The sequence below is a fragment of the Ruegeria sp. CDSC068 genome (assembly GCF_059610545.1).
In genome coordinates this window covers 293908-317655 of the sequence record NZ_JBXWNV010000003.1, presented here as the reverse complement: position 1 = coordinate 317655, position 23748 = coordinate 293908, and the positions used below count along the sequence as shown (strand labels likewise).

Annotated in this window: 18 protein-coding genes; 6 read left to right on the top strand and 12 right to left on the bottom strand. The window is 55.9% G+C overall.

Annotation, left to right across the window (positions count from 1 at the left end; genetic code table 11):
* The first annotated feature begins 120 nt into the window (after window positions 1–120).
* Complete coding sequence (locus tag AC2FID_RS08805; RefSeq protein ID WP_282169484.1) at window positions 121–696, top strand: pentapeptide repeat-containing protein; 576 nt, start codon at window positions 121–123, stop codon at window positions 694–696.
* Between the two features lie 55 nt (window positions 697–751).
* On the opposite strand, the gene AC2FID_RS08800 is transcribed toward AC2FID_RS08805, so the two are convergent.
* Window positions 752–2521: a tetratricopeptide repeat protein gene (locus AC2FID_RS08800; protein WP_282119444.1), complete on the bottom strand. Its 1770-nt coding sequence runs from the start codon at window positions 2519–2521 to the stop codon at window positions 752–754.
* A gap of 94 nt (window positions 2522–2615) precedes the next feature.
* Window positions 2616–3218, bottom strand: a complete 603-nt coding sequence (locus AC2FID_RS08795) for a GNAT family N-acetyltransferase (protein ID WP_282119443.1) — start codon at window positions 3216–3218, stop codon at window positions 2616–2618.
* Window positions 3219–3496: 278 nt separating this feature from the next.
* Between AC2FID_RS08795 and AC2FID_RS08790 the strand changes: the two genes are divergently transcribed.
* On the top strand, window positions 3497–4339 hold the full coding sequence (locus tag AC2FID_RS08790) for a fumarylacetoacetate hydrolase family protein (RefSeq protein ID WP_496836404.1): 843 nt from the start codon (window positions 3497–3499) through the stop codon (window positions 4337–4339).
* A 55-nt stretch (window positions 4340–4394) separates the two neighbouring features.
* On the opposite strand, the gene phnY is transcribed toward AC2FID_RS08790, so the two are convergent.
* Complete coding sequence (phnY, locus tag AC2FID_RS08785; RefSeq protein ID WP_496836402.1) at window positions 4395–5843, bottom strand: phosphonoacetaldehyde dehydrogenase; 1449 nt, start codon at window positions 5841–5843, stop codon at window positions 4395–4397.
* Between the two features lie 186 nt (window positions 5844–6029).
* The gene (locus AC2FID_RS08780) at window positions 6030–7049 is read right to left on the bottom strand and encodes a GlxA family transcriptional regulator (RefSeq protein ID WP_496756041.1); all 1020 of its coding nucleotides are present in this window, start codon (window positions 7047–7049) and stop codon (window positions 6030–6032) included.
* Between the two features lie 150 nt (window positions 7050–7199).
* On the opposite strand from AC2FID_RS08780, the gene AC2FID_RS08775 reads away from it, so the two are divergent.
* Complete coding sequence (locus AC2FID_RS08775; RefSeq protein ID WP_496756039.1) at window positions 7200–7880, top strand: GntR family transcriptional regulator; 681 nt, start codon at window positions 7200–7202, stop codon at window positions 7878–7880.
* Window positions 7881–7893: 13 nt separating this feature from the next.
* Here the strand turns inward: AC2FID_RS08775 and AC2FID_RS08770 are convergent, their stop codons facing one another.
* From AC2FID_RS08770 to AC2FID_RS08740, 7 genes are all read right to left on the bottom strand, one after another.
* Entirely contained in the window at window positions 7894–8850 is a 957-nt protein-coding gene (locus tag AC2FID_RS08770; protein WP_496836400.1) for an ABC transporter ATP-binding protein, read from the bottom strand.
* Window positions 8847–9824 (bottom strand): ABC transporter ATP-binding protein, encoded by a 978-nt coding sequence (locus AC2FID_RS08765; RefSeq protein WP_472725037.1) that lies wholly within the window; start codon window positions 9822–9824, stop codon window positions 8847–8849. Before AC2FID_RS08765 ends, AC2FID_RS08770 begins: the two co-directional genes overlap by 4 nt.
* A gap of 4 nt (window positions 9825–9828) precedes the next feature.
* Entirely contained in the window at window positions 9829–10734 is a 906-nt protein-coding gene (locus AC2FID_RS08760; protein ID WP_496836399.1) for an ABC transporter permease subunit, read from the bottom strand.
* Window positions 10731–11738, bottom strand: a complete 1008-nt coding sequence (locus AC2FID_RS08755) for an ABC transporter permease subunit (protein ID WP_282169492.1) — start codon at window positions 11736–11738, stop codon at window positions 10731–10733. The genes AC2FID_RS08760 and AC2FID_RS08755 overlap by 4 nt, the downstream gene beginning before the upstream one ends.
* Window positions 11738–12832 carry a M24 family metallopeptidase gene (locus AC2FID_RS08750; RefSeq protein ID WP_496836397.1) on the bottom strand — a complete coding sequence of 365 codons (1095 nt, stop codon included), beginning with the start codon at window positions 12830–12832 and terminating at the stop codon, window positions 11738–11740. Before AC2FID_RS08750 ends, AC2FID_RS08755 begins: the two co-directional genes overlap by 1 nt.
* A gap of 68 nt (window positions 12833–12900) precedes the next feature.
* Complete coding sequence (locus AC2FID_RS08745; protein WP_282119435.1) at window positions 12901–14484, bottom strand: ABC transporter substrate-binding protein; 1584 nt, start codon at window positions 14482–14484, stop codon at window positions 12901–12903.
* Window positions 14485–14709: 225 nt separating this feature from the next.
* Window positions 14710–15630 (bottom strand): LysR family transcriptional regulator, encoded by a 921-nt coding sequence (locus tag AC2FID_RS08740; protein WP_282119434.1) that lies wholly within the window; start codon window positions 15628–15630, stop codon window positions 14710–14712.
* Window positions 15631–15974: 344 nt separating this feature from the next.
* On the opposite strand from AC2FID_RS08740, the gene AC2FID_RS08735 reads away from it, so the two are divergent.
* From AC2FID_RS08735 to AC2FID_RS08725, 3 genes are read left to right on the top strand one after another with little or no spacing between them, the layout of a single operon-like run.
* Window positions 15975–19703 carry a beta strand repeat-containing protein gene (locus tag AC2FID_RS08735; RefSeq protein WP_496836395.1) on the top strand — a complete coding sequence of 1243 codons (3729 nt, stop codon included), beginning with the start codon at window positions 15975–15977 and terminating at the stop codon, window positions 19701–19703.
* A 59-nt stretch (window positions 19704–19762) separates the two neighbouring features.
* Window positions 19763–21520: a type I secretion system permease/ATPase gene (locus AC2FID_RS08730; protein WP_496836393.1), complete on the top strand. Its 1758-nt coding sequence runs from the start codon at window positions 19763–19765 to the stop codon at window positions 21518–21520.
* Entirely contained in the window at window positions 21517–22887 is a 1371-nt protein-coding gene (locus tag AC2FID_RS08725) for an HlyD family type I secretion periplasmic adaptor subunit (RefSeq protein ID WP_496836391.1), read from the top strand. Before AC2FID_RS08730 ends, AC2FID_RS08725 begins: the two co-directional genes overlap by 4 nt.
* Before the next feature lie 70 nt (window positions 22888–22957).
* Here the strand turns inward: AC2FID_RS08725 and AC2FID_RS08720 are convergent, their stop codons facing one another.
* Window positions 22958–23575, bottom strand: coding sequence for a TetR/AcrR family transcriptional regulator (locus tag AC2FID_RS08720; protein WP_282169497.1), 618 nt, complete (start codon window positions 23573–23575; stop codon window positions 22958–22960).
* Window positions 23576–23748: the final 173 nt, after the last annotated feature.

The following is a 23748-nucleotide window of genomic DNA, read 5'->3' as shown; positions in this document are numbered from 1 at the left end:
TTATGGCATGCAATCGGAAGAAGATTATTGGAACGCATTTGCTCGAATATTTTTCGAGTTTATTTTGAGGGGGAGATGAGGGTTCTGGCTTCGTCGATCCCATAATTGGGAGAGAGAGATATGCCTGAATCCTTGCTCAGTTTTTCAGAAGTGTTGATATATGGCCGTGAGCTCGAAGATTTAGAGTACAAACGCATTCCGTCCAAAGGGAAGGGCGCCAACAAGCATCTCGACGATCAATTTGGGGTGGAAAAAGGGGAGAAAGGTCCTCGGTTCGCCAAGATTTATGGCTTTGCCTTTGAGGGCACTTATTACGAAATGCCGGAGCCGGTGATCTTTCTGGTTCATGGTAAAGGTGAGCTGGTCGCTGATCCCGATAAGCCTGCAGACGACGCATCCCGAGCGCCGCAAGACCCGAGTATCGGCGGCGTCGCAGCGGCCGACTATCAGGTCGCCGATGGCATCCGCGTCTGGCGGTACGACAAATCTGACCAGACCATGCGTATGGACGTGATGACCGGCCAGTTCGAACAAGTCCTGCTGGACATCTATTTCGGCTTTGATAGCCCGGCTATCAGCGGTGCCAAAGTCAGCGGCGCGAAAGTAAGTGGGGCCAAGGTCAGCGGTGCCAAAGTCAGTGGCGCAAAGGTGAGCGGGGCCAAAGTCAGCGGCGCAAAGGTACGCGGCGGCGACTAAATCCAGTTTTTTAAAGTAAGCTCTGGGGCACCGGAACGCGGTGCCCCTTTGCATTTTAGAACCCGGCCTTTTTCAGACCTTCCACAAAGTGCTGCGTGTCTTCCTCTAGCCGATCCGGTTGAACGGTTGTCCACCGGGCCAGCGAAAAGTTTGGATGCGCCTCGCGGTGCTTTTCCCGGATCAGGCGGGCCATGTCCGTTTGACCCAGCTGAGCATAGCTGGCGGCCAGCATACGCTGCCCTTCAGTCGGATTGTTCATCTTGTTGACCGTCTCAATTACATCCTCATAGCGTCTGAGGTTGTAATACGCTCCGCCCAAGTGCCAAAGGTACTGATCCGGGAAATAGGGATTTAGACGCATTGCCTGCTGAAGATGCGTTATGGCCGTCTCGTTATCGCCCGAATGGGCCAGAGCATCGGCAAAGTCAGAGTGCATATCTGCGTCATTTGGGTTTAACGCCAGCGCCCTCTGATAGGATTGGATGGCTGCGTCATGCTCTTTGCGGTACAGGTGCACATAGCCCAATTCGCCGAAACCACGCGCGTCGGTCGGGTCCAGCTCAATCGCGCGCTGCGCCAACATCAGCGCCTTTTCCAGGGATTGTGACGGCTCTTCGGCCCAGGAATAACGCCAGTCGATATTTAGAGTTCGCGACAGCGCCGCTGCAGCACGGGCATATCCTTCGTCCCGTTCAAGGGCTGATTGATAGAAATTCTGTGCCTTGCGGTTGTCGTTTCGGGTATATTTGAAGATGTGGTGCTGACCTTGAAGGACCGAACCATAGGCCTCAAGATCGTTTGGAATCGCCTGAATCATGCGCTGTTTTTCATGCGACTCGATCATCACCGCAGTGGCCGCCACAATGCATTCCGTGACCTCATCAAGAATGTCGAAAATATCGTCAATCTTGCGATCGAACCGTTCGCCCCAGATCGTGCGCTCGGTGTTGGCATCAATCAACTCGGCGGAAATCCTGATCCGACTGGCTGAGCGACGTACACTGCCGCGCGCGACATAACGGACATTCAGTTTTTGCGCGGCCTCTTTCGGAGGCATCGATTGTGTCCTGAAGAAAAACGACGAGTTTCGGGCGATGATAAAAAGGTTCCGGAACTTGGACAGATTCATGATGATGTCGTCCGTCAGACCTTCGGCGATCCAGCTGTCGGACTCATCGCCGCCAGAGCTACTGAAGGGCAGAACGGCCACCGACGGCGTATCCGGCCGTTCGAATATGTCCCCTTTCAAATCCGGGCGCATCGTGCCAGCCATTGTTGCGCCGGCCACTTCGCTGCGGACGCAGTAGGTCGAGACAGGATTCATGATGTTCTTGAGCTGTTTTGGCCCCAGAAACTCGTACCCATATCGCAGGCGATTGCAGACCTGATCATACACGGCAGAGCTGACATAGACCCGCTCAGGCTCGGCTATCTCTTGCAACCGGGCCGCGATATTGACGTTGTCGCCGTGAATGCCACGTTCGTCTATCAGTATCTCACCAAGGTGAATCCCGGCCCGGAACTTGATTCGCTGATCCTGCGCGCGGGTTTTGTTCTGATCGCTTGCGATTTGATGCAATTCGACCCCGAATTCTACTGCGCTGGTGGCAGTTTCGAACAGGGCCAAAATCCCGTCCCCACGTACCTCAACCACTCGGCCGTTGTACTTTGCGCACGATGCCTCAAGCAAAGAAATCAATGCTTTCAATTCATTATAGGTATCCAGCTCATTCTCGCTCATGAGCCGGGAGTATCCTACGACATCAGCGAACAATACTGCGCCAAGCCGTTGAGTAATTGGAATGTCAGAAATTGTCGTACTCACAAGTGTTACTCTTTTTTCGGATTCGTAGCGGACCCGTAACCAACATATATCAAAAAACGTTTTTGACGACCGAAGCAGTTTTGATCGGAACTGATCACACCTCTGCGATCCGAGGTGGCCATGACCAGTCGGCGCAATCATTCGGCCCCAAAGTCACGATCGTATTCGCATCCAGTTCCTGTGCCAAAACGTTTCGGCGAACCATCCACTCGGATTTCAGAATGCCCACAACAACCATATCTTGAAACTCACCTTCAGCGAACCACGCTTGACGCATTGTCCCTTCAATCTGGAATCCTATCTTCGCAACAAGATCACGGCTGTGATGATTGTCCTCACGATAATAAGACGTTATGCGGTTCAGCCCCAACTGTCGAAATGCCAGATCCAGCACCAAAGCAGATGCCCGGAGCCCGACGCCGGATCTGCGCATTGCCTTGTTGACGAAAACTGCAACCACTGCATCGCGATTGATGTTCGAGATAGACTCGAGTCCGGCCAACCCAACGGCCTCACCTGCAGAGGACTCGACGATAAACCAACATTTGCGGCTGGCATCGGAAGACGTAAATGAATCTCTCCAAAATTCTTCGGCATGCGATGTATTGAGGGGCACGCGCGTTGTACGATCGAAACGCGCAAGGTCTTCAACGTCCTGAAACCAACTCAGAACGGAATCCAGATCTGCCCTTTCCATCGGACGCAACCTGAACGTGTTTTGTGAATTGTTGCTCACGATAAATAGTACCTTTGAAAGAAATCAGTAAAATCTGCTCGGACACTAGCACAAAAAATTCAAAATTACGAAATGAGATTACAGTATCTCTGTCCTCTGTTTAATTCACCACAAGAATTGAGTTTTTGGTGCAGGGGGTCGATAAGTGTGCTGTCCGGTCAAATACAACGGAATTTCCCATCCGCACCCCTGTTGGCTAATGATGGCCGCGGACGCTCTGAGCAAAGGGAACACTATCAATGAAATTACTGCGGTTCGGTCCCAAGGGCGCGGAAAAGCCCGGTCTTCTGGATGCCAAGGGCGCAATTCGTGATTTGTCGGGTGTGATTGATGATCTCACAGGCGAGTTGCTTGGCGATGAAGCCCTGGACCGATTGCGCAGGTTGGATACCGCAAGCCTGCCTCTAGTGGATGGTCAACCGCGGATTGGCGCTTGCGTGGGTCAGGTCGGCAAGTTCGTCTGCATAGGTCTGAACTACGCCGATCATGCGGCCGAAAGTGGGATGGAGTTGCCGCAGGAACCGGTAATCTTTTTTAAGGCAACTTCGGCCATTATTGGCCCCAACGACACGGTCGAAATCCCTCGTGGCTCGGTCAAAGCCGATTGGGAGGTGGAACTGGGTGTGGTGATCGGGAAAGAGGCCAAATACCTCTCGGAAGCCGAAGCCTTGAACCATGTCGCCGGTTATTGCGTCATCAACGACATATCAGAACGCGATTTCCAACTGCACCGTTCGGGCCAGTGGGTCAAAGGCAAATCCGCCGACACGTTCGGTCCTATAGGTCCATGGCTTGTGACACGGGATGAGGTACCCAATCCGCAGGACCTGCAGATGTATCTTGAGGTGAACGGGCAACGGTTTCAGAATGGATCGACCCGAACGATGCATTTCGGCGTGGCGACAGCAATCTCTCATCTGTCGCAGTTCATGTCGCTACAGCCGGGAGATGTGATTTCGACAGGCACCCCTCCGGGCGTGGGCATGGGCCAAAATCCGCCGACCTATCTAAAACCTGGCGACAGGATGGAGTTGGGCATCAAAGGCTTGGGCGTGCAACGGCAGAACGTCGTGCAGGGCTGAGCCCCCTGTTTGTGCAATTGTCACAATTTCCCGCAACAGAAAGAGGGCTAAAAAGTCACTCGGGCCAGGGCAGTGAATAAGTTTTGACGTTGGTGAAAAATTTCATCGCCTCGATCACGCCTTCCTTGACGCCGTTGCCGCTGTCCTTGATGCCGCCAAAAGGAGACATTTCGATCCGGTAGCCGGGCTGTTCCCAGATGTTGCAGGTGCCAACGTTCAAACCGTTGATGTAGGTAATCGCCCGGTTCAGATCATTTGTACAGACACCCGCAGATAAACCAAATGCGGTGCCGTTTGAGATCTGCATGACTTGCGCATCATCATCTGGAACACGAACGATCGGCACGATTGGACCAAATGTTTCTTCCATCACCAACTCGCTGCCGTGGGGCACCTTGTCGACGACGATCGGCGGCAACAGTGCACCGACACGGCCAGGGTGATAGAGGATTTCTGCGCCCTCTTGCGCAGCCTTCAGCACGCGGTTTTCGAACAACTCGGCGGCTCGTGCATGGATAACGCAACCCAATTGCGTTTCCGGGTCCTGAGGGTCACCAAACCGGATCGCTTTTGCCTTTTCCAGAACAAGTGGCACAAATCTATCTGCCACGCTTTCCTGAACCAGAATGCGTTTGATCGCGGTACAGCGTTGCCCCGAATTTCCTGTGGCCCCGGCTACGGCTATGCTGGCGGCCTTGTCCAGATCGGCGTCTTTTAGATCATTCAGAACGATCAGAGGATCGTTGCCGCCCAACTCCAGTGCCTGCCGTTTGTAACCTGCCTTGGACGCGATCATCTTGCCCACCGGCACACCGCCCGTGAAGGTGATTATGTCGATGTTTTCATTGGTGATCATCTCATCGCCTATGTCCTGCGGCCAGCCAGTCACGACCTGAAACATTTCGGGCGGCAGCCCTGCCTCGTACAGTATGTCCGCCAGCGTCAGGGCAGTCAGAGGGGTCAGCTCGGTCGGTTTGCACACCATGCAGTTATTGGTGGCAATGGACGGCGCAATCTTGTGGCTGACCATGTTCAGAGGATGATTGAACGGTGTAATTGCGCTGATGGTTCTGACCGGCTCGCGTTTGGTGAAAATCTTGCGCGCCTTGCCGTTGTGGGTCAGATCGCACGAGAAAACCTCACCATCGTCCTTCAGGGCCTCGGAGGCAGCGAACTGAAAAACGTCCTGCGCGCGCCTGGTTTCATAGATCGAGTGCTGATGGCAGATGCCAAGCTCAAGCGTCAGCCACTTTGCGAGGTTTTCGCGATTCTCACCAATCAACGCGCCGGTGCGCCGCAAAATCTCGCTGCGTTCGTAACGCGTCAATTTGGGCGTGTAATTTGCGGCGATCTCAAAAGCTTTGCGTACATGTTCAGAAGTACCGGCAGGGACGGTACCGACAACCTCACTCGTGTAGGGGTAGTGGACCGGGATTTTAGCATCGGTAAAGACAATCTCGCCGCCAATACGCATGCCTTCGTTGCGGATACCGGATGTGTTCATGATAACGTCCATGATAAAGGGGCCAACGCTATGCTGGCAAAAAACGGTGCTTCAAAATTGCGCAATGGCAGGCGCAGCGAAGTGTCGATCACGCAATTGAAGATGAAGGGAACGCCCCGCTCGGTCAATCCACTGTGGCAGTCCAGAGCTGGATTGCACCTCGGTATCCAAGTCTCACCAACGGTCTTAGTTGCCACTTTCGTGCGACCACGATCTGCGGAAGTTATGCGGCGAAACATTGTACCGGCCTCGGAAATGAACTGAAAGCCTGTCCGTGCTGGAAAACCCGGATGCAAAGGCAATCTCGGATACGCTGAGGTCGGTTTCATTCAAAAGGGCGAAGGCACGATCTAGCCTGAGGTTGTTGTAATACTGGCCGGGCGACATCTTTGTGTGCTGCTGGAACAGCCGTTCCATATGGCGTCTGGACAGAGACGCCTGATCCGCTACCGCCTCAAGACTGAGCGGCGATTCAATGTTGTCTCGCATTATTTGGACAGCTTCGACCAGCTTGGCGTTGCGCGTCCCCAAAAGGGCCGAGACTGGCGAAACTTGATTGCTGCCACTTTCTCCGACGCGTCGGTGCAAGCACATCTCGGACACGTTGATGGCCAGGGCGTTGCCGAACAATTCCTCGATCACTTCCAGCATCATATCGGTGCTGGCGTGCCCTCCCCCGCAAGTGCGCAGCTTGCCGTCAATCTCGTACAGACTCTGGGTTGGCGTCATTGTCGGAAAATACTCGCAAAACCCGGGGCGGTTTTCCCAATGAACGGTAAACTTCTTGTCGCCGATCAGGCCTGCCTTGGCCAAGGCAAAGGCCCCGGTGCAGATACCGCCAAAATCGCATCCATGTGCCTTTTGCCGACGGATCCAATTCAAAACCCGGGTGTCAAACGAAGCCATCGGCTCAGTGCCGGAACACACGAAGGTATAAGCCCCCTGCTCCAGATCATGCATGGGTTGGTCGGCTTGAATGCGGATTCCGTTCGAACACGTGACCGGCGCGCCATCTGCTGACAGGACATACCATTCGAACAATTGCTTTCGGGCCAGTTGGTTTGAAATACGCAAGGGTTCAATCGCTGCGCTAAACGCCAACATCGTGGTATTAGGCAGCAACAGGAAATGAAAGGCCTTGGGTGGTCCATCATAAAGAACGTCGACGGAAATCGCCCCCTTGGGCAGGAAACGTTGACTGACCACTACACCCCTCCTTCGCGTTCGAATACCGCATCGTTGCTGGCCTGCTGGAACGTTCGAGCAACTTAAAGTTATCAATAGATGTAAGACCCTTGGAAATCGAACGCTCATTTTGTATTTTGGATACAACTTACACCGACCGAGACCACTCTTATGCCCAGAACCCGCGCGATCGCACGTCAAAGTCTTCCAGAAGTCATCACAAATGATCTGCGGGAACGTATCCTAAGCGGAGAGATGGCCGAAGGTGAAACCATCCGTCAGGAGGCCCTTGCCGAGGATTACGATGTTTCGCGCATGCCGATCCGCGAAGCATTAAAACGGCTGGATGCCGAAGGCCTTGTGCAGCTGACTAACAACCGTGGTGCATCGGTGACTTCGCATTCGCTTTCGGAAATTGGCGAGATTTTTGACCTTCGCGTTCTTTTGGAAGTTGACCTGTTTAGACGGGCCATTCCGCAGATGACGGAAGCTGATTTCGCCAGATGCGAGAAGCTGCTCGACGACATGGAAAGGTCTTACGAAGCTTACAATGTCGGGCGATGGGGCAGCCTGAACTATGAATACCACAAAGCCCTTTATGCTGCTGCTGATCGTGGGTTGACCAATGAGATCCTGCAAAGGGTCAATCTGCAATCGGACCGCTATGTCCGTATGCATCTCAGCGTTATGGAACAGCGCGAGCCCGCCAAGCTAGACCACCGACAGCTTTTGTCGCTGGCACGCAAACGTCAGGTTGATGCCGCAGGTGAACTGCTGACCAAGCATATTCAACGGACCAAGGATCAGTTGCTGGCGATGGTTATTAAGACACGGAAAGGCGAAACTGGCTGAAGGTCCCCCATCCCTACCACAGTGGATGCAGGCACGCCACTTTGTGGTCTGACCCGCTCAGTTCTGGTGGCGCGGCGCGGCATTCTTCGGTTGCAAGCCAGCACCGTTGTGCAAAGGCACAGCCTTTGGGGATGTTCATCGGGGACGGAAGCTCGCCTTCCAGTTTGATCCGATCCTTTCGCGCGTCGGGATCTGCGCGAGGTGTTGTCGACAAAAGAGCCTTGGAATAAGGATGTCGAGGGGCAGCAAACAGCTTTTCTTTCGGTGCCTTCTCAACCGCGCGGCCTAAATACATAACGATCACGTCGTCGGCAAAATGCTTCACCACCGACAAATCATGCGAAATGAACAGATAGGCAAGGTTCAGACGTTCCTGCAGTTCGACCAGCAGGTTCAGAATTTGCGACTGGATTGAGACGTCCAGTGCTGAAACAGGCTCATCCAGCACCAGCACCTTGGGGTTCAGCATCAAGGCGCGGGCGATTGCAATCCGCTGCCGCTGCCCGCCCGAAAACATGTGTGGGTAGCGGTCGTAATGTTCGGGGCGCAAACCCACGAGGTCAATCATTTCACGCGCGCGCGCCTCGCGGTCGGCTGCGGACATCTCGCGGCGGTTAATTATCAATGGCTCTTGCAGGATTTGACCGATCCGTTGGCGCGGGTTGAGCGAGCCGTAGGGATCCTGAAACACAATCTGCACAGTTTCACGCATTTGGGCCCATTTCGACGGAGTTATTTCAACGCCATCGATGGTCAGACTACCCGAGGTTGGTTCTTCGATCATCGTCACCACCCTTGCGAGGGTGGACTTCCCACAACCGGACTCTCCTACGATCGCCAACGTTTTGCCCGGTTGCAGTTCGAAGTCCACGCCAGACAAGGCTTTTACCGTTGCGGCCTTCGACAACAACCCGCCTTTTACGGTGTAGAACCTGGCCAAATCACTGGCCTGAACGATGGGGGCGGTCATGCCAGCTCTCCGGTTGTTATCTTTTCAACGTAATGGCAACGAGCCTTGCCGAACTCCGCACTGTGCGGAGTTGGGGGCAACGATCGGCACAGATCATCCGCATATTGGCATCTGGGGCTGAACAGACACCCTTTTGGCCGGTCAAACTGCCCTGGAACGACGCCGGGAATAGTAGGCAGCATCTTCGACGTCGCCCGTTCCGGAAGCGCGTTAAGCAACGCAGTTGTGTAGGGGTGACGCGGGGTGCGGAACAGGTCTTTGACTGCCTGCTCCTCGACCTTTTGGCCAGCATATTGGACCTGCACCCGCTCGGCGGTCTCGGCGACAACGCCCATATCATGAGTGATAAGGACCAAACCCATGCCCTGCTCATCCCGTAGGCGAACCAGCAGATCAAGGATTTGCGCCTGAATTGTCACGTCCAGCGCCGTCGTCGGCTCGTCCGCAATCAACAGCTTGGGTTTGCAGGCGATGGCCATCGCAATCATCACCCTCTGGTTCATGCCGCCGGACATCTGGTGCGGAAACGCGTTCAGGCGGCTTTCCGGTGCGGGGATGCCGACCTGATCAAACAGTTCGATGGCGCGCTGGTGGCGGTCCTTTCGGTTCAGACCCAGGTGGATGCGCAAGGCCTCCTTGATCTGGAAGCCAACCGTGAAACAAGGGTTAAGCGATGACATCGGTTCCTGAAAAATCATGGCAATGTCTTTGCCGATGATCTTGCGGCGATCACGGGCCGAGATTTTGGTCAGATCAATGCCTTCAAAGCTTAGTTGGTCGGCCGTAATTGTGGCCGTCCAGGGTAGCAGACCCATCAATGCCAGCATCGACACCGATTTGCCCGAGCCACTTTCGCCGACGATGGCCATCAACTCGCCCTTGTCGACGGACAGATCAACGCCATCCACGGCGCGGAACTGACCCGAGGCGGTTGCGAATTCGACAGTGAGGTTTCGGATATCCAACAGGCTCATGTCGTCAGCTCCGCTTTAGCTTAGGGTCCAGCGCATCGCGCAGACCGTCGCCCATCAGGTTGATGGCCAGCACCGTGACCAGGATGGCCAGACCGGGGAACGTCACTACCCACCACGCGCGCAGAATAAACTCACGCGCTTCGGCCAGCATGGTGCCCCATTCTGGCGTGGGCGGCTGCGCTCCCATGCCCAGAAAGCCAAGGGCTGCGGCATCCAGAATGGCGGTCGAAAACGACAGCGCCGCCTGAACGATAATCGGAGCCAGACAATTCGGCAGCACAGTCTTGAACATCAGTCGGGCCTTGCTGGCACCGGCAACGCGAGCCGAGGTCACGTAATCCTTTTGCCGCTCTGCCAACACAGATGCCCGGGTCAAACGCACGTAATGCGGTTGAAACACAATGGCGATGGCGATCATCGCGTTGGTCAACGAGGGACCAAGGATAGCAACCAGAACCAGCGCAAGCAGCAGTGAGGGGAAGGACAGGATGATATCCATCACCCGCATTATCATCGTATCGACCCATTTGGGCGCGAAACCCGACAGCAGGCCGACAATCACCCCACCCGTCACGGCCACACAAACCACCACGATGCCGACAAAGAAGGAATAACGCGATCCCATGATCAGCCGCGACAGCATGTCCCTGCCCAGTGGATCGGTGCCCAACGGGAAGGCCCAATTGCCGCCTTCTTGCCACGCAGGGGGTTGCAGGATGTGATTGCGGAATTGTTCAGTCGGGTCGTAAGGGGCCAACAAAGGCGCAAAGGCCGCGCAGAAGACAAAAGCGGCAAAGACCCAAAGGCCCATCACCGCACCGCGGTTTTCGCTGAAGTAATACCAGAACTCTCGCAGAGCGCTGGGGCGGTCTTCGGTTCTTGGTGGGGTCGCGGACAATTCAGCCATCATCGCCTCCGGATTTTGGGGTTGATGACGCCGTAAAGGACATCGACCAGCAAGTTCACCAGCATGACGATCACGGCGATCATCAGCAGGCCGCCCTGCACCACCGGGTAGTCGCGGCGGAAAATGCTGTCGACCATCCACTTGCCGATGCCAGGCCAGCTAAAGATTGTCTCGGTCAGGATCGCTCCGGCCAGCAAAGTGCCGACCGACAGGCCGATCACTGTAATCACCGGGATCAGCGCATTGCGCAGCGCATGCAGCCCATTGATCCGCGCGGGGGCGAGGCCCTTGGCGCGGGCCGTGCGGATGTAATCCTCACCCAACACTTCCAACATGGCCGAACGGGTCTGGCGTGCAATTACGGCCAAAGGGATCGTGCCCAAAACGATGGTCGGCAGGATCAGATGGCGTACAGCCGATCCAAACGCCCCCTCCTGCCCGGACAGCAGACTGTCGATCAACATGAAGCCCGTGACGCTTGGAAAGTAGTACAGCAGGTCGATCCGGCCTGAGACAGGCGTCCAACCAAGGTTGCCGGAAAACACGATGATCAACAACAGCGCCCACCAGAAGATCGGCATGGAATACCCGATCAGCGCAGAAGACATCAGCGCCCGGTCGAAGAATTTGCCCCGGTTCACAGCGGCAATAACGCCAGCAGGCAGCCCTAAAGCGACAGCAAAAATCATGGCGCAGATCGACAGTTCCAGCGTCGCGGGAAACAGGGCAAAAAATTCGTCCCAAACCGGCTTCTTGGTGACAAAACTTTCGCCCAAATCACCATGCAACACACCAACCAGATAGTCCCAGTATTGCTGCAGAACCGGTTTGTCGAAGCCAAGCTTCTCGACCATTTCCTGATAGCGTTCTTCGGACATTCCGCGTTCACCGGCCATAACGATGATCGGATCGCCTGGAAGCACCCGAATGAACATGAACGAGATCAGTGTTACGCCCAGAAATGTCGGAATGAACATGCCGAGGCGGGTAAGGAAATAGCCAAACATCAGCGGCCTATGATTGTTAGTTCTTTGGGAAAGCTGGTCAGCGACCGGCAACCGTCTTCGGTCACCAGTACGTCATCTTCGATCCGAACGCCGAAATTGTCCAGGTCATAGAGGCCCGGCTCGTTTGTCCAAACCATGCCCGCGCGCATGATCTGGCCGTTGCCACGCATGATGTAGGGCGCTTCGTGCACATCGCGGCCCAGCCCATGACCGGTCTTGGTGCGGATACGATCTGCATAGGGCGAGGCCTCGAGCACGCTGGTCACCGCGTCGTCGATATCGTGGGCCGTTACGCCGGGTCGGCAAGCTTCGAACCCGACAAGGTTGGCACGCAAAACCGTGTCGTAGACCGCCCTGCCCTCATCTGAGGCTTCGGCGACAAAAAAGGTGCGTGTGATGTCGGCGGCAAACCCATGCTTGCGTGCGCCGAAATCGAATAGCAGCGCGTCGCCTGCTTTGATCTGATAATCCGCGCGCGCTTTACCATGCGGTTGAGCCGAGTTTCCTCCGGCTGTCACGATAGGCGAAAAGGCCAGCGACGCAGCCCCTTCTGCGAACAGCGTTTGGATCAAGGCCTGCTCAATCTGTACTTCTGTCTGACCAACACGAACATCCGCAATGACTCGTTCCAGTGCTCGTTCCGAGATATCAATTGCCGCTTGCAGCGCTGCAATGTCATCGTCCGTCTTGATGATGCGCAGGCCGGAAATCTCGCGCTCAGCATCCACGATCCGCAAGTTGGGCAGGGCTCTGGTAAATGCCTTGGAGACAAAGACGCGCATCACCTGCCCTTCGACCGCCAGAGATCGCGACGGCATATGTTCAGCCAGTGCCGCGAAGGCATCGTCATAGCCTGTCTGATCGCGCCAGTCGAAGACAGCGCCGTCAAACCCGACCAGCGCCCAAGAGCCCAGTTCTAGGTTCGGCACAATCGCTGCCGGTACGCCTTCGGCCGGGATCACGACCACAAAGGGTCGCTCGTTGCTCATGAAGGGTTTTACCAAAGCGCGGGTAAAATTCGGACCGGGCACCAGTGCCACGGCATCTACTGACATGTCCTTTGCCAGTTGTTGGTACTCGGACAAATCCGGCATTCGCGCCGACCTCCCAATAAAGAAAACCGGAGCCGCCAATTGGGCGGCTCCGGCCGTTGAGTGGTGGTTTATTCGACGCTCACACCGTAGAAGATGTGGCCGCCCAACGGGTGCACTTTATAGCCCTGAACCTTATTGCTCATCGGCATGTAAACGACCGAGTGCGCAATGGTTGCCCACGGAGCCTGCTCTTTGAAAATGACCTGGGCATCTTCATACAGCTTGGTACGTTCAGCCTGATCCGTGGACTGTTTGGCCTTCAGGATCAGATCTTCGAACGGCTCATGGCACCATTGTGCTCGGTTCGACGCTTCACGACCGTCACAACCCAGTAGGACCGCCAGGAAGTTGTCTGGGTCGCCATTGTCACCGGTCCAACCCAGAAGAACGGCACCATCACGGTCCAGATCTTTCGAACGCGACAGGTACTCACCCCATTCGTAAGACACGATCTCGACGTCCACGCCAACCTTCGCGAAATCCGCCTGGATCAGTTCAGCCATACGGCGCGCATTCGGGTTGTACGGACGCTGTACCGGCATTGCCCATACCTTCATCGACAGGTCGGAAACACCTTCGGCTTCCAGCATCGCTTTGGCCGCTTCTGGATCATAGGCATCGTCGGTGATCGCGTCGTTATAGCCCCACATGGTCGGCGGGATCGGGTTCTTTGCAACCTGGCCCGAGCCCTGGAACACCACGTCGATGATCGCGTTCTTGTCGATTGCCATGTTCAACGCCTTGCGGACGTTCGGGTTGTCGAAGGGCGCCATTGTTGTGTTGTAGGCCAGATAGCCAACGTTCAGGCCTTCCTGCTCCAACATGTTGATGTCGGCATCATCCTGCATCGCCTGAATGTCAGCCGGGTTCGGATACGGCATGATGTGACATTCGCCGGCCTTCAGCTTCTGATAGCGCACGGATGCGTCCGGAGTGATCGCAAAGATCAGATTTTCAACATCCGCAGGTGCCTTCCAGTAGTCGGCATTCTGGGCATAGCGGATCACGGCGTCTTTCTGATACGCTAAGAACGAGAACGGGCCAGTACCAATGGGTGCGGTGTTCAGCTTTTCAGGCGTCCCGGCTTCCATCATCGCATCTGCATATTCTGCAGACAGGATCGAAGCGAAGTCCATCGCCATGTTGGCAACAAACGGCGCCTCAGGCTTGGTCAGAGTGAATTTGACGGTGTAGTCGTCGACCTTTTCAATGGACTCGACCAGATCGGGCATACCCATACCCTTGAAGTATTCCCACGTACCGCCAGACACCTGATTATAGGGATGGCTGTCATCCTTTTGGCGCATGAACGAGAAGATCACGTCATCCGCGTTGAAATCGCGGGTCGGCGTGAACTCGTCATTCGAATGGAACTTCACACCCTGACGCAGCTTGAATGTGTACTCCAGGCCATCATCACTGGCTTCGACGCTTTCGGCCAGACCGGGGATAACGTTGGTTGTGCCGGTTTCGAATTCCAGCAGGCGGTTGTAGATCGGGTGCGATGAGGCATCAAATGTGGTTCCGGCTGTAAACAGTGCGGGATCGAACCCCTCGGGTGAGCCTTCTGAACAATAAACCAGCGTGTTGGCCTGCGCGGCTGCGCTGGACAGGGCAATAGCCGCTGTTGCAGCCAAAAATTTGAGTTTCATGATTGTCTCCCAGAAAATTTTCAATCGGCTTTCGCGTTGCTTTTGTTGACCAAGCAATTTCTGACGACTCTCATCGCCGCGAAATCTGTGCTCAATGTATCCAAAATACAAAATCCATTGTCAACTCACTTTGAGAGTTGAAGGAATGTGTGAACCAATGCACCTCGCAAAGCCGAGAGACTACACATCTCGGTTTCATTGATGATTGCAAAGATTGACGAGTGATTACGGCGTGAAGGTCGGCGCAACACCAACCGGGGGTTGATCTTGAATATATGCACCCACACGGTTCAAAACTTGAGTTCTAGGACATCCCGGGCGGGTCGCAGCACCAAGGTTACGCAGGTTGCCGGGCCCCTCAAAAGGAACAAAGCACAAGGGCCACTTGTCTCGCTTGAATTGCTCGGCAGCCAGGGCCGACACAATTGTACAATCATCAGAATGACAAATGTGTCGGCAGATCGTTTCAAACCTCAGCGCGCTCAGATCAAACCGCTTGGCGACTCGGATCGCAGGATCAGCTTTGGGCAAACGGTCCTCAAGTTCATAGCCAAAACTGTGAGGAAGCCGGATGAAGTCATGCGGAGGCACATCCTCTGGCGCAATAGAGGGAAGCATACAAAGTGGGTGCCCTTCACGCATGGCCAGAAACAACGGCTCGGCCCAAATTGACGTGAAAGCCAGAGCGTCGCTGTTGTTGACTTTGGCCACCAGCGCCATGTCCAATTGATGATCTTCCACCATCTGCAACATGTTTTGCGGAAGGTCCTCGATCATGGTCACACGCATCCGCGGGTACAGATCGCTGAACAACCCTGAGAAGTACTGCGTCAGGTAGGGTGCAAGCGTTGGCGTCATGCCAATCCGGTACGTGACGGCCTCGGGGTCGCGGTATTGGGTCGCAGTGTCGCGGATCTGTTGTGCATCAGACAGGATGGATTCAGCTATTTTGAGGATGCTTTGACCAAATGCCGTTGGGCGCACTTCGTTATTTAGTCGTAGAAACAGTTCAACACCCAGTTCGTGTTCCAGCTTCTTGATCTGGTTCGATAGTGCAGGTTGCGAAACGTTGCACGCAACCGCCGCCTGACTGAACTTGCCATGTTTTGCAATGGCGAGCACATACTCCAAATCTCTGAAATTCATCCGCTCAATCTCTCTGCGGTCATACAAAAGCGGCTCGAAACCACCCCTTTATTTACCTTAAAGCGGGTAAAACTGCATGAAATCCCGATCAACTCCGCTGACAAAACTGTTAACCGGCGCATTCGAATAGAACATCACGCGTGGCAGGAAAATTGTAACCTGTTGATTTATTTGATGTGGCATTTCCGGATTCTCACGGAAACCGTGACTATTTGCGTTGGTTATACGGCCGATTTGCAGGATGAATTTCAGATGACCCGGGGTGCCGTCTACCCCTTTGCTACGTGGAATGCCCGACACACAGGGCGGACTGCCAAACGTAACAATTTATGACGGAGTACCCCATGCTGTCCCAACTTCTGACAAGCCTGCGCGCTCGTCTCTTGACCACGTCTACAATAGCGCAAGAGACCACCCGCGACGGCCAAACCCTTTTCAACAACTTCTTTCAAAGCACCGTTGTAGATGACACCCCGGCTTTCGTGCTGGCAAATGACTTCTCGCGTCTGCTGAACTTTGGTGAAATCATCACCAACAACGCCGTTGCCGCCGTTGCCGCCGTTCAAGCGCAGGGGCAGGATATTGATGTGTTCAACTTCCGCTCTGGGCGGATCGAGGCGAACAACGGCCCCGACGCATTGGCCACCGGCGTTCAGGTCACCGGCAGCGCACAGGTTCGCAACTTTGGTGAGATCGCGGGTGAATTTAACGGCGTTCAGTTTGCAGGTGCTCAAAGCTCGGGCGGCCTGGACAACTTCCGCGGCGGCGTAATTAGTTCTGACAGCCGCGCAGTCGACATTCAGGGCCAAGGCATTGATGTGCGCAACTTCGGTGACATCATCGGCACCGGCGATCAGCGCAATGGCACGATTTACACCAACAGCACTGCCGAAGACATCTCGATCTCGAACTTTACGGGTGGCACGATTGACGCGGGCGAAGGCAACCAGGGCGCGGGCATCTCGTTGCAGATCGGCGATGAGGTCGGCGATCGCGTGGAAACCGACATCTTCAACGGTTTTGGCGCGACAATTCAAGGCCGTGGCCAAGGGGCCGCCAATACCGGGCTGGCCGGCGACGGCATTCGCATTGACGACGGTGCCGAAGGTGCCACGTTGGAAACCGAGATCGTCAACAGCGGTCTGATCTCGACCGAAAGCAACCAAGGCACGGCCGCCGGTATCCGCATCGCGGATGGCGTAAACGCCGAAGGCGAGATCCTGAACACGTCGACCGGCGTGATCGAAGGCCCGCGCAATGGCCTTTACATCGGCAATGGTGAACATGATCTGGACGTGCTGAACTTTGGCACCATCCAATCCGGAAGCCGCGCGGTGAACATCGACGGCTCAGGTGTCAACCTGATCAATGGCGGCGACATTCTGGGAAACGACGACCAGCGTAACGGCACCGTTTATGCCGATGGCACCGCAGATGACTTCTCGGTCCGCAATCTGGCCAATGGCACAATCGACGCGGGTGAGCACAACCAGGGCTCGGGTTTTGCAGCAGAAATTGGTGGAGCCGCAGACGGTGCCAACACGTTCTCGCTGGAAAACGATGGCCTGATCCAGGGTCGGGGCAACGGCGCAGCAAGCACAGGCCTGGCCGGAGATGGTATCCGCATCGGCAACCCCGGAAATCAGGGCATCGCCGAAGCGACCATTGTCAACCGTGGCGAGGTGCGCTCGGAAGGTGCCATCGGCACTGTAGCCGGTGCGCGCGTTGTGGATGGCGTGAGCTTTCAGGGCGAATTTACCAACGCCGGCACAATCTCGGGTGTCCAAAACGGCGTCTACTTTGGCAACGCGGATCATACGGGTGGCCGTTTCGTCAACGAAGCAGGAGGAGTTGTGTCCTCGGACAGCCGGGCCTTCAACATTGATGGCACGGGGCTTGAGGTCGACAACCAAGGCAACATCCTTGGCACCGAAGATCAGCGCAACGGTACGGTTTACGCTGACGGAACCGCGGATGACTTCTCGGTACAGAACTCAGGTCTGATTGACGCTGGTGACGGCAATCAGGGTTCTGGCTTTGGTGTGGAAATCGGTGGTGCAGAAGATGGTGCCAACACATTCACACTGGAAAACACGGGCGTGATCAACGGGCGCGGAAACGCGGGTGCGGCCACGCCGCTTGCCGGTGATGGCATTCGTATCGGCAACGTTGGCAACACCGGCACTACCGATGCGACGATCTCCAACTTTGGCGGGATTTTCTCTGAAGGCGCCAACGGCACGGTCGCCGGCATCCGAGTTGTCAATGGCGTGAACTTCCAGGGCACATTGCTTAACGCGGGTGCCATCGAAGGTGTGCAAAACGGTGTCTACTTTGGCACTGGTGACCATTCGGGCGGGTCGTTTGTTAATAGTGGCACCGTTTCCTCGGACAGCCGGGCACTGAACATCGATGGTAACGGGCTTTCCGTTCAGAACCTGGGTGCCATTTTAGGTACAGGCAATCAGCGCAACGGCACAGTCTACGCTGATAGCACGGCAGACAACTACACCTTCACCAACACTGGTCTGGTGGACGCGGGCGAGGGCAACAACGGCTCGGCTGTTTCGCTGCAAACCGGTGACATTTCAGGCGATGTCGTCTCGGCAGCGATTGTAAACGAAGGTGTCTTGCAAGGCCGCGGCGATGTAAGCGAGGGCAATCAGGTTGGCGATGGTCTGCGCCTGTTCACGGGTCAGGAAGACGCGTCTTTTGCCGGAGTTGTCATCAACGAAGGTCTCATCGCCGGGTCCGACCAGTCGGACGCTGCAGCCGGTATTCGTATCGATGGCGGCTTGAACCTTCTGGGTGCGATCCTGAACGAAGGCGAGATCCGAGGCACTGTAAATGCGATCGATGCATCGGATGCTGGTGACGTTACCATCGTCAACGACGACGAAGGAGTGATCAACGGCAATGTCCTGCTGGGCAACGGCAATGACATTTTCGTCGATCTGGGCGCCACTAATGGCGACATCAACGGTGGCGCAGGTGATGACGTTCTGATCGCTGGCGATGCAGACAACGTTCTGACCGGTGGTCTGGGCAATGACTTCATCGACGGAGGCGGCGGCATCGACACAGCCGATTTCTCGGATCTGGATGTTGCGGTAGAGGTCCGTCTGGACGCCAATGGCAACGGCACCGCCACGCGCGATACCGGGTTCAACGTCTCGATCGTGGATGCGGCTGTTGTGGCTCCGGACCAGTTTGGTGCGAATATCCCGGATGGAGGCTGGTTTGTAGAAGAGGCCGTTCTGGGCAATCTGTACTACAACATTCACACCTCCGACTTTCCTGCCGGGGAAATTCGCGGGCAATTGCTGGTCGACAGCGATGTAACCGAAAACGGCATCCGCACAGTTTCGCTGAGCGGCGGTCTGGACGCATCGCAAGAACCCGGGCCGACATCGGATAGCGAAGCCACCGGCAACGCGACCGTTGTCATCACTCAGAACCTGGCAACAGGCGAAGTCACCTACTCGAGCGAGTTGAGCGTTGTGGGCCTTAACGAGGCCGACCTGAACACGCCGATCCCCGGTGTCGTATCAGCCATCCATCTGCACAACGCACCAGCGGGCGCAAACGGCCCGGTCGTGCAGGACACGCTGGTGGACGCAGGCGCGACGCTTGATGTTGATGCAACAGGCGGCACCGGAGTTGTCGGTCTGGACGTGATCGACAATCAGATCGAAACCGACGTGCTGGTCTCTATCGAGAATGTCATCGGCTCTGACGATGGTGATGTGATTGTCGGCAGCGATCTGGAGAACGTTCTGAACGGCGCGGATGGCGATGACCTGCTGAACGGTGAGGGCGGCAATGACGTCCTGATCGGTGGCGAAGGCGCTGACACCTTCCTGTTCCAGGGCACCTTCGGTGATGACACAATCTCGGACTTTGAAACGGGCGTCGACAGAATTCAGATCGGAGATCTGGGTCCTGACTTCGACGGCGGTCCAAGTACCGTTCAGGATGGTGACGACGCCGTCATCAGCTTCGGCGACGCAGGCTCGATCCGTCTGGCCGGTGTCGATGCCGCCGATCTGAGCGAAAACGACTTCATCGTCTAATTGAACAACAGCGGGGCGGCCCTTGCCGCCCCGTTTGCCAAACCGGAAAGGGTTCCCTGATGTCCCAGAAAACCAATCCCGTGAAAGCCGCCTGGGGGTCGTTGCGCAAGGGTTTTGTTGCAGTTGCCTTCTTCAGCTTGTTTCTGAACCTTCTTATGCTGGCCGGTCCGCTTTACATGTTGCAGGTCTACGACCGCGTCCTGACCAGTCAAAATGTCGACACCTTGATCGCGCTGTCAGCATTGTTGGCCGGTGTATTCGTCGTGGTCGCCTGCCTTGACCTGATGCGGATGCGCATTTTGGGACGTCTGGCCGCCCGCTTTGAGCTGAACGTTGGTGCCCCAGTTCTTGGCGCTGCGATGCGCCGCCGTGTCCATGGTGAAGCCGATGCTGGTGAAAACCTTGTCGAAGACGTGAACGGCTTTCGCGAATTCATCTCGGGAACCACGCTGACCGCGTTTTTCGACGCGCCGTGGATCCCGCTCTATCTGTTGGTCCTTTATGCCCTACACCCGTATCTGGGTCTGCTTGGTTTGGCCGGTGCCGTCATGCTGACGATCATGGCTCTGATCAACAACTCGCGCGCCCGGGAACCGATGCGGTCGGCTTCGCAAGCGCGCGGTCGTTCAGATGCCTTGTTCAGCATCAGTGATAAAAACGCCGAGCTTGTTCAAGCGCTTGGCATGAAATCCGATTTGCTGCGACGCTGGACCTCGCTTCAGGCGGAAGCCCATCAGCACAAGACCCGCGCCGCTGACCGGGTTGCCAGTTTTTCTGTCGTGTCCAAGACCGTTCGGATGGGTTTGCAATCGGCCATTCTGGGGCTTGGCGCGGCACTGGCCATCACCGGAGAATCCACCGCTGGCGTCATGATCGCGGCAACCATCGTGCTGGCCCGCGCATTGGCCCCAATTGACCAATTGATCGGTCAGTGGCGCAGCTTTCTGGCCGCGCGCGGATCTTACTCCAAGCTGACTAAACTGACCGAAGAGTTTGCCGAAGCCCCACCCAATCTGCACCTGCCGCGCGCGTTCAAATCTCTGGACGTCAAGATTGCGCAGGCAGGCCCCCCGCGCGCCGTCAACGCCTCGCTCCGCCAGATCGACTTTGGCCTTGTGCCCGGAGATGTGTTGGCAGTTATCGGGCATAGCGGTTCGGGCAAGACCACCTTGGGCAAGATGATTGCCGGTATCTGGCACCCCCAACGGGGCGAGGTTTTGCTGGATGGCAGCCCGATGTCCAAATGGAACCACGAGGATCTGGGCAAACAGATCGGTTATCTGCCACAGGATATCGAGCTGTTCGACGGCACGATCCGCGAAAACATCGGGCGCTTCTCTGTCGCCATAGACGATGCCGAAGTGCTGCGTGCCGCACGCGAAGCCGGTGTGCACGAAATGATCAGCGCCCTTCCCGATGGATATGAAACGCGCATCGGTCGGGGGTTCTTTTTGTCCGGTGGTCAACGTCAGCGGCTGGCACTAGCCCGGGCGCTTTATGGCGATCCGTTTGTGTTGATTTTGGACGAGCCGAATTCGGATCTGGATGCCGAAGGCGAACAGGCCCTGCGTGATGCGATCACGGCAGCGCAGTCCCGCGGCGCAATTGCCATCGTCATGACCCATCGTCCTGCAACGTTGCAGGCTGCCAACAAAGTAATGGTTCTGCGAAACGGCGCTCAAACACAGTTCGGGGATAAAGAGGACGTCCTTAAGGTCAATCGCCGGAACGTTCTGGACAAACCGACTCAATCCGGGGCGCAGGAACCTACCGCGCGCTCTGCCAATACAACTCAGATCAGCGGAGCTGCCCAATGACCAAGTTGATGAAACGCACACAATCCCCGAACGTGCTTACCGCCCAGGATGTGCAAGTATTGGACATCACGACCGAAGCCTCTGGCATCAAACGCTATGTCCTGTTTGGGTTGTTTACCCTGATGGCTTTCGTCGGCGGCAGCATCTATTGGGCCTTCGCCTCGAAACTGGATGGGGCGGTCGTCGCGCCAGCATCGTTTGTGGTGGAAGGTGACCGCAAAACGGTTGAACATCTGGACGGTGGCATCATTGACTCGATCTTGGTCACGGATGGTGAATTCGTTCAGGCAGGTCAGCCCCTCGTACGGCTTGACACCTCAGATTTCGACGTAGATCTGAGTGTTCTGGGCAGCCAATTGGGCGAGTTGTCGGTCCGGCGCGCCCGCTTGCTGGCGCAGATTAACGGCACGGACAGGTTTGACGAGCCAACCGCTTTGGCCGGGTTCAGCGATGGAATGCAGCGGCTGCATTGGTTGTCGCCTTACCTGACGCAGAAACAACTATTTGACGCCGAAGCCCGCGCCCGCCGGACCGAGGCTCAAATCAACGCGCAACGCATTCAGGGGCTGCGCAATCAGATCGCCGGCCTGAACGAACAACGTCTCTCGACCCAAAACCAGAAGGACATCACGCAGGTTGAGCTGTCCAATCTGAAATCCTTGCTGGACAAAGGGCTTGTGGCCGTCACACGGGTCAGCGCGCGCCAGATCGAAATGGAACGTCTGGGCGGTGTCGATGCGTCGTTGCGCACCCAGATCGCGCAGGCCCAGGACCAGATGCAAGAGTTGCAACTGTCCCTGCTCAGCCAACAAAAGCTGCGCGACGAGGTGATCGCCGGAGAGCTTGCGGTTGTGGATGCCCAGCTTGATCTGATCCGGTCACAATATTCAGGGGCATTGGAACGGTTGAAACGAACACAGGTCCTGGCCCCTTCCAGCGGGCGGGTCGTTAATTTGGCAGTATCTACAACCGGCGGCGTCATTCGCCCCGGAGAGGCGATCATGGATATTGTTCCCGCCAATCAAGCCCTGATCGTCGAAGCACGTATCAAGACCGCCGACATCGACAAGTTGCAGATCGGTCAGGCAACGCGCATTCGCCTGTCAGCCTTTACGCAGACCGATGTGCCTGAAGCCAGCGGCCGGATTTTTGACATCTCAGCCGACGCGCTGGAGGACGATCGCACAGGCGAGCCTTATTACAAAGCCCGGGTGAAACTGGATGCCGATCAACCCACCGAAGTCGCCGCACTGGATCTGTTGCCAGGAATGCCCGCGGATCTGTTTGTGAAAACCGGCGAGCGCGCAGTAATCAGCTACCTGTCACAACCAATCAGTGACCGGCTCGCCAAGACTTTTATCGAGTAACTTATTTTGCCCGCATCCGGCTTGCCGGGTGCGGGTCGTTCACGTCTTTCTCGTGACTAAATGCTGCAGGTTAGACGCCGTATCGCGCCATGAACATATCAACGGCCTGCGTCGCAATTGCATCCAACTCTGCTTTGGAAAAGCTCTTTTGAACGCCAATGGCAGCGCGGGTCCAAATCCGAACCTTGCATAGTTCACTGAACTGTTCGGCTGCCAATTGCAGGTTGTCGATGGCCAACTCTCCCTTGTTGACCGCCTTTTCCAGATACTCGACCATCTGGCGCTGACCGTTCTGCGGCCCGGCCTCATAAAATGTTTGGCCCAACTCCGGGAACCGGTCACGCTCGGCGATGCAGATGCGGAACATCTGTTGCGAGAAGTCCGAGACCAAAAAACTCGTGAGCTCTGTTGCAGCGATTGTCAGAACTTCGCGTGCCGGTTTGCAATCGTCCACCATCGCCACGACGTTTTCCGCCATCCGTCTACACTCGACCTGCGCCACTTCCATGAAAAGCAGCCGCTTATCGGGGAAATAGCTGTATAGCGTGGCCTTAGAGACCCCGGCAGCACGGGCTATATCGTCGACGCTTGCACCTTCGAAACCATCCGCCATGAAAACCTCTCGGGCTCCGCGCAGGACCTGATCAAATTTTCGGCCTGTACGCAGAATGACGGCTGCTTCGGTCATGTACTCTCCTTCGGTCGATTGGGTGACAAATGTTTAAACCGTTCAGTTCAGATACAACAAATCGCACAATTAGCAGGCATCTGGCAACACAGATGACGTTAGGTTTTCGATTAACCAGTTAAGTTAATTTACAACGCGCGTCCCCAAAGCCCTATAATTGGCCCGTCATATCT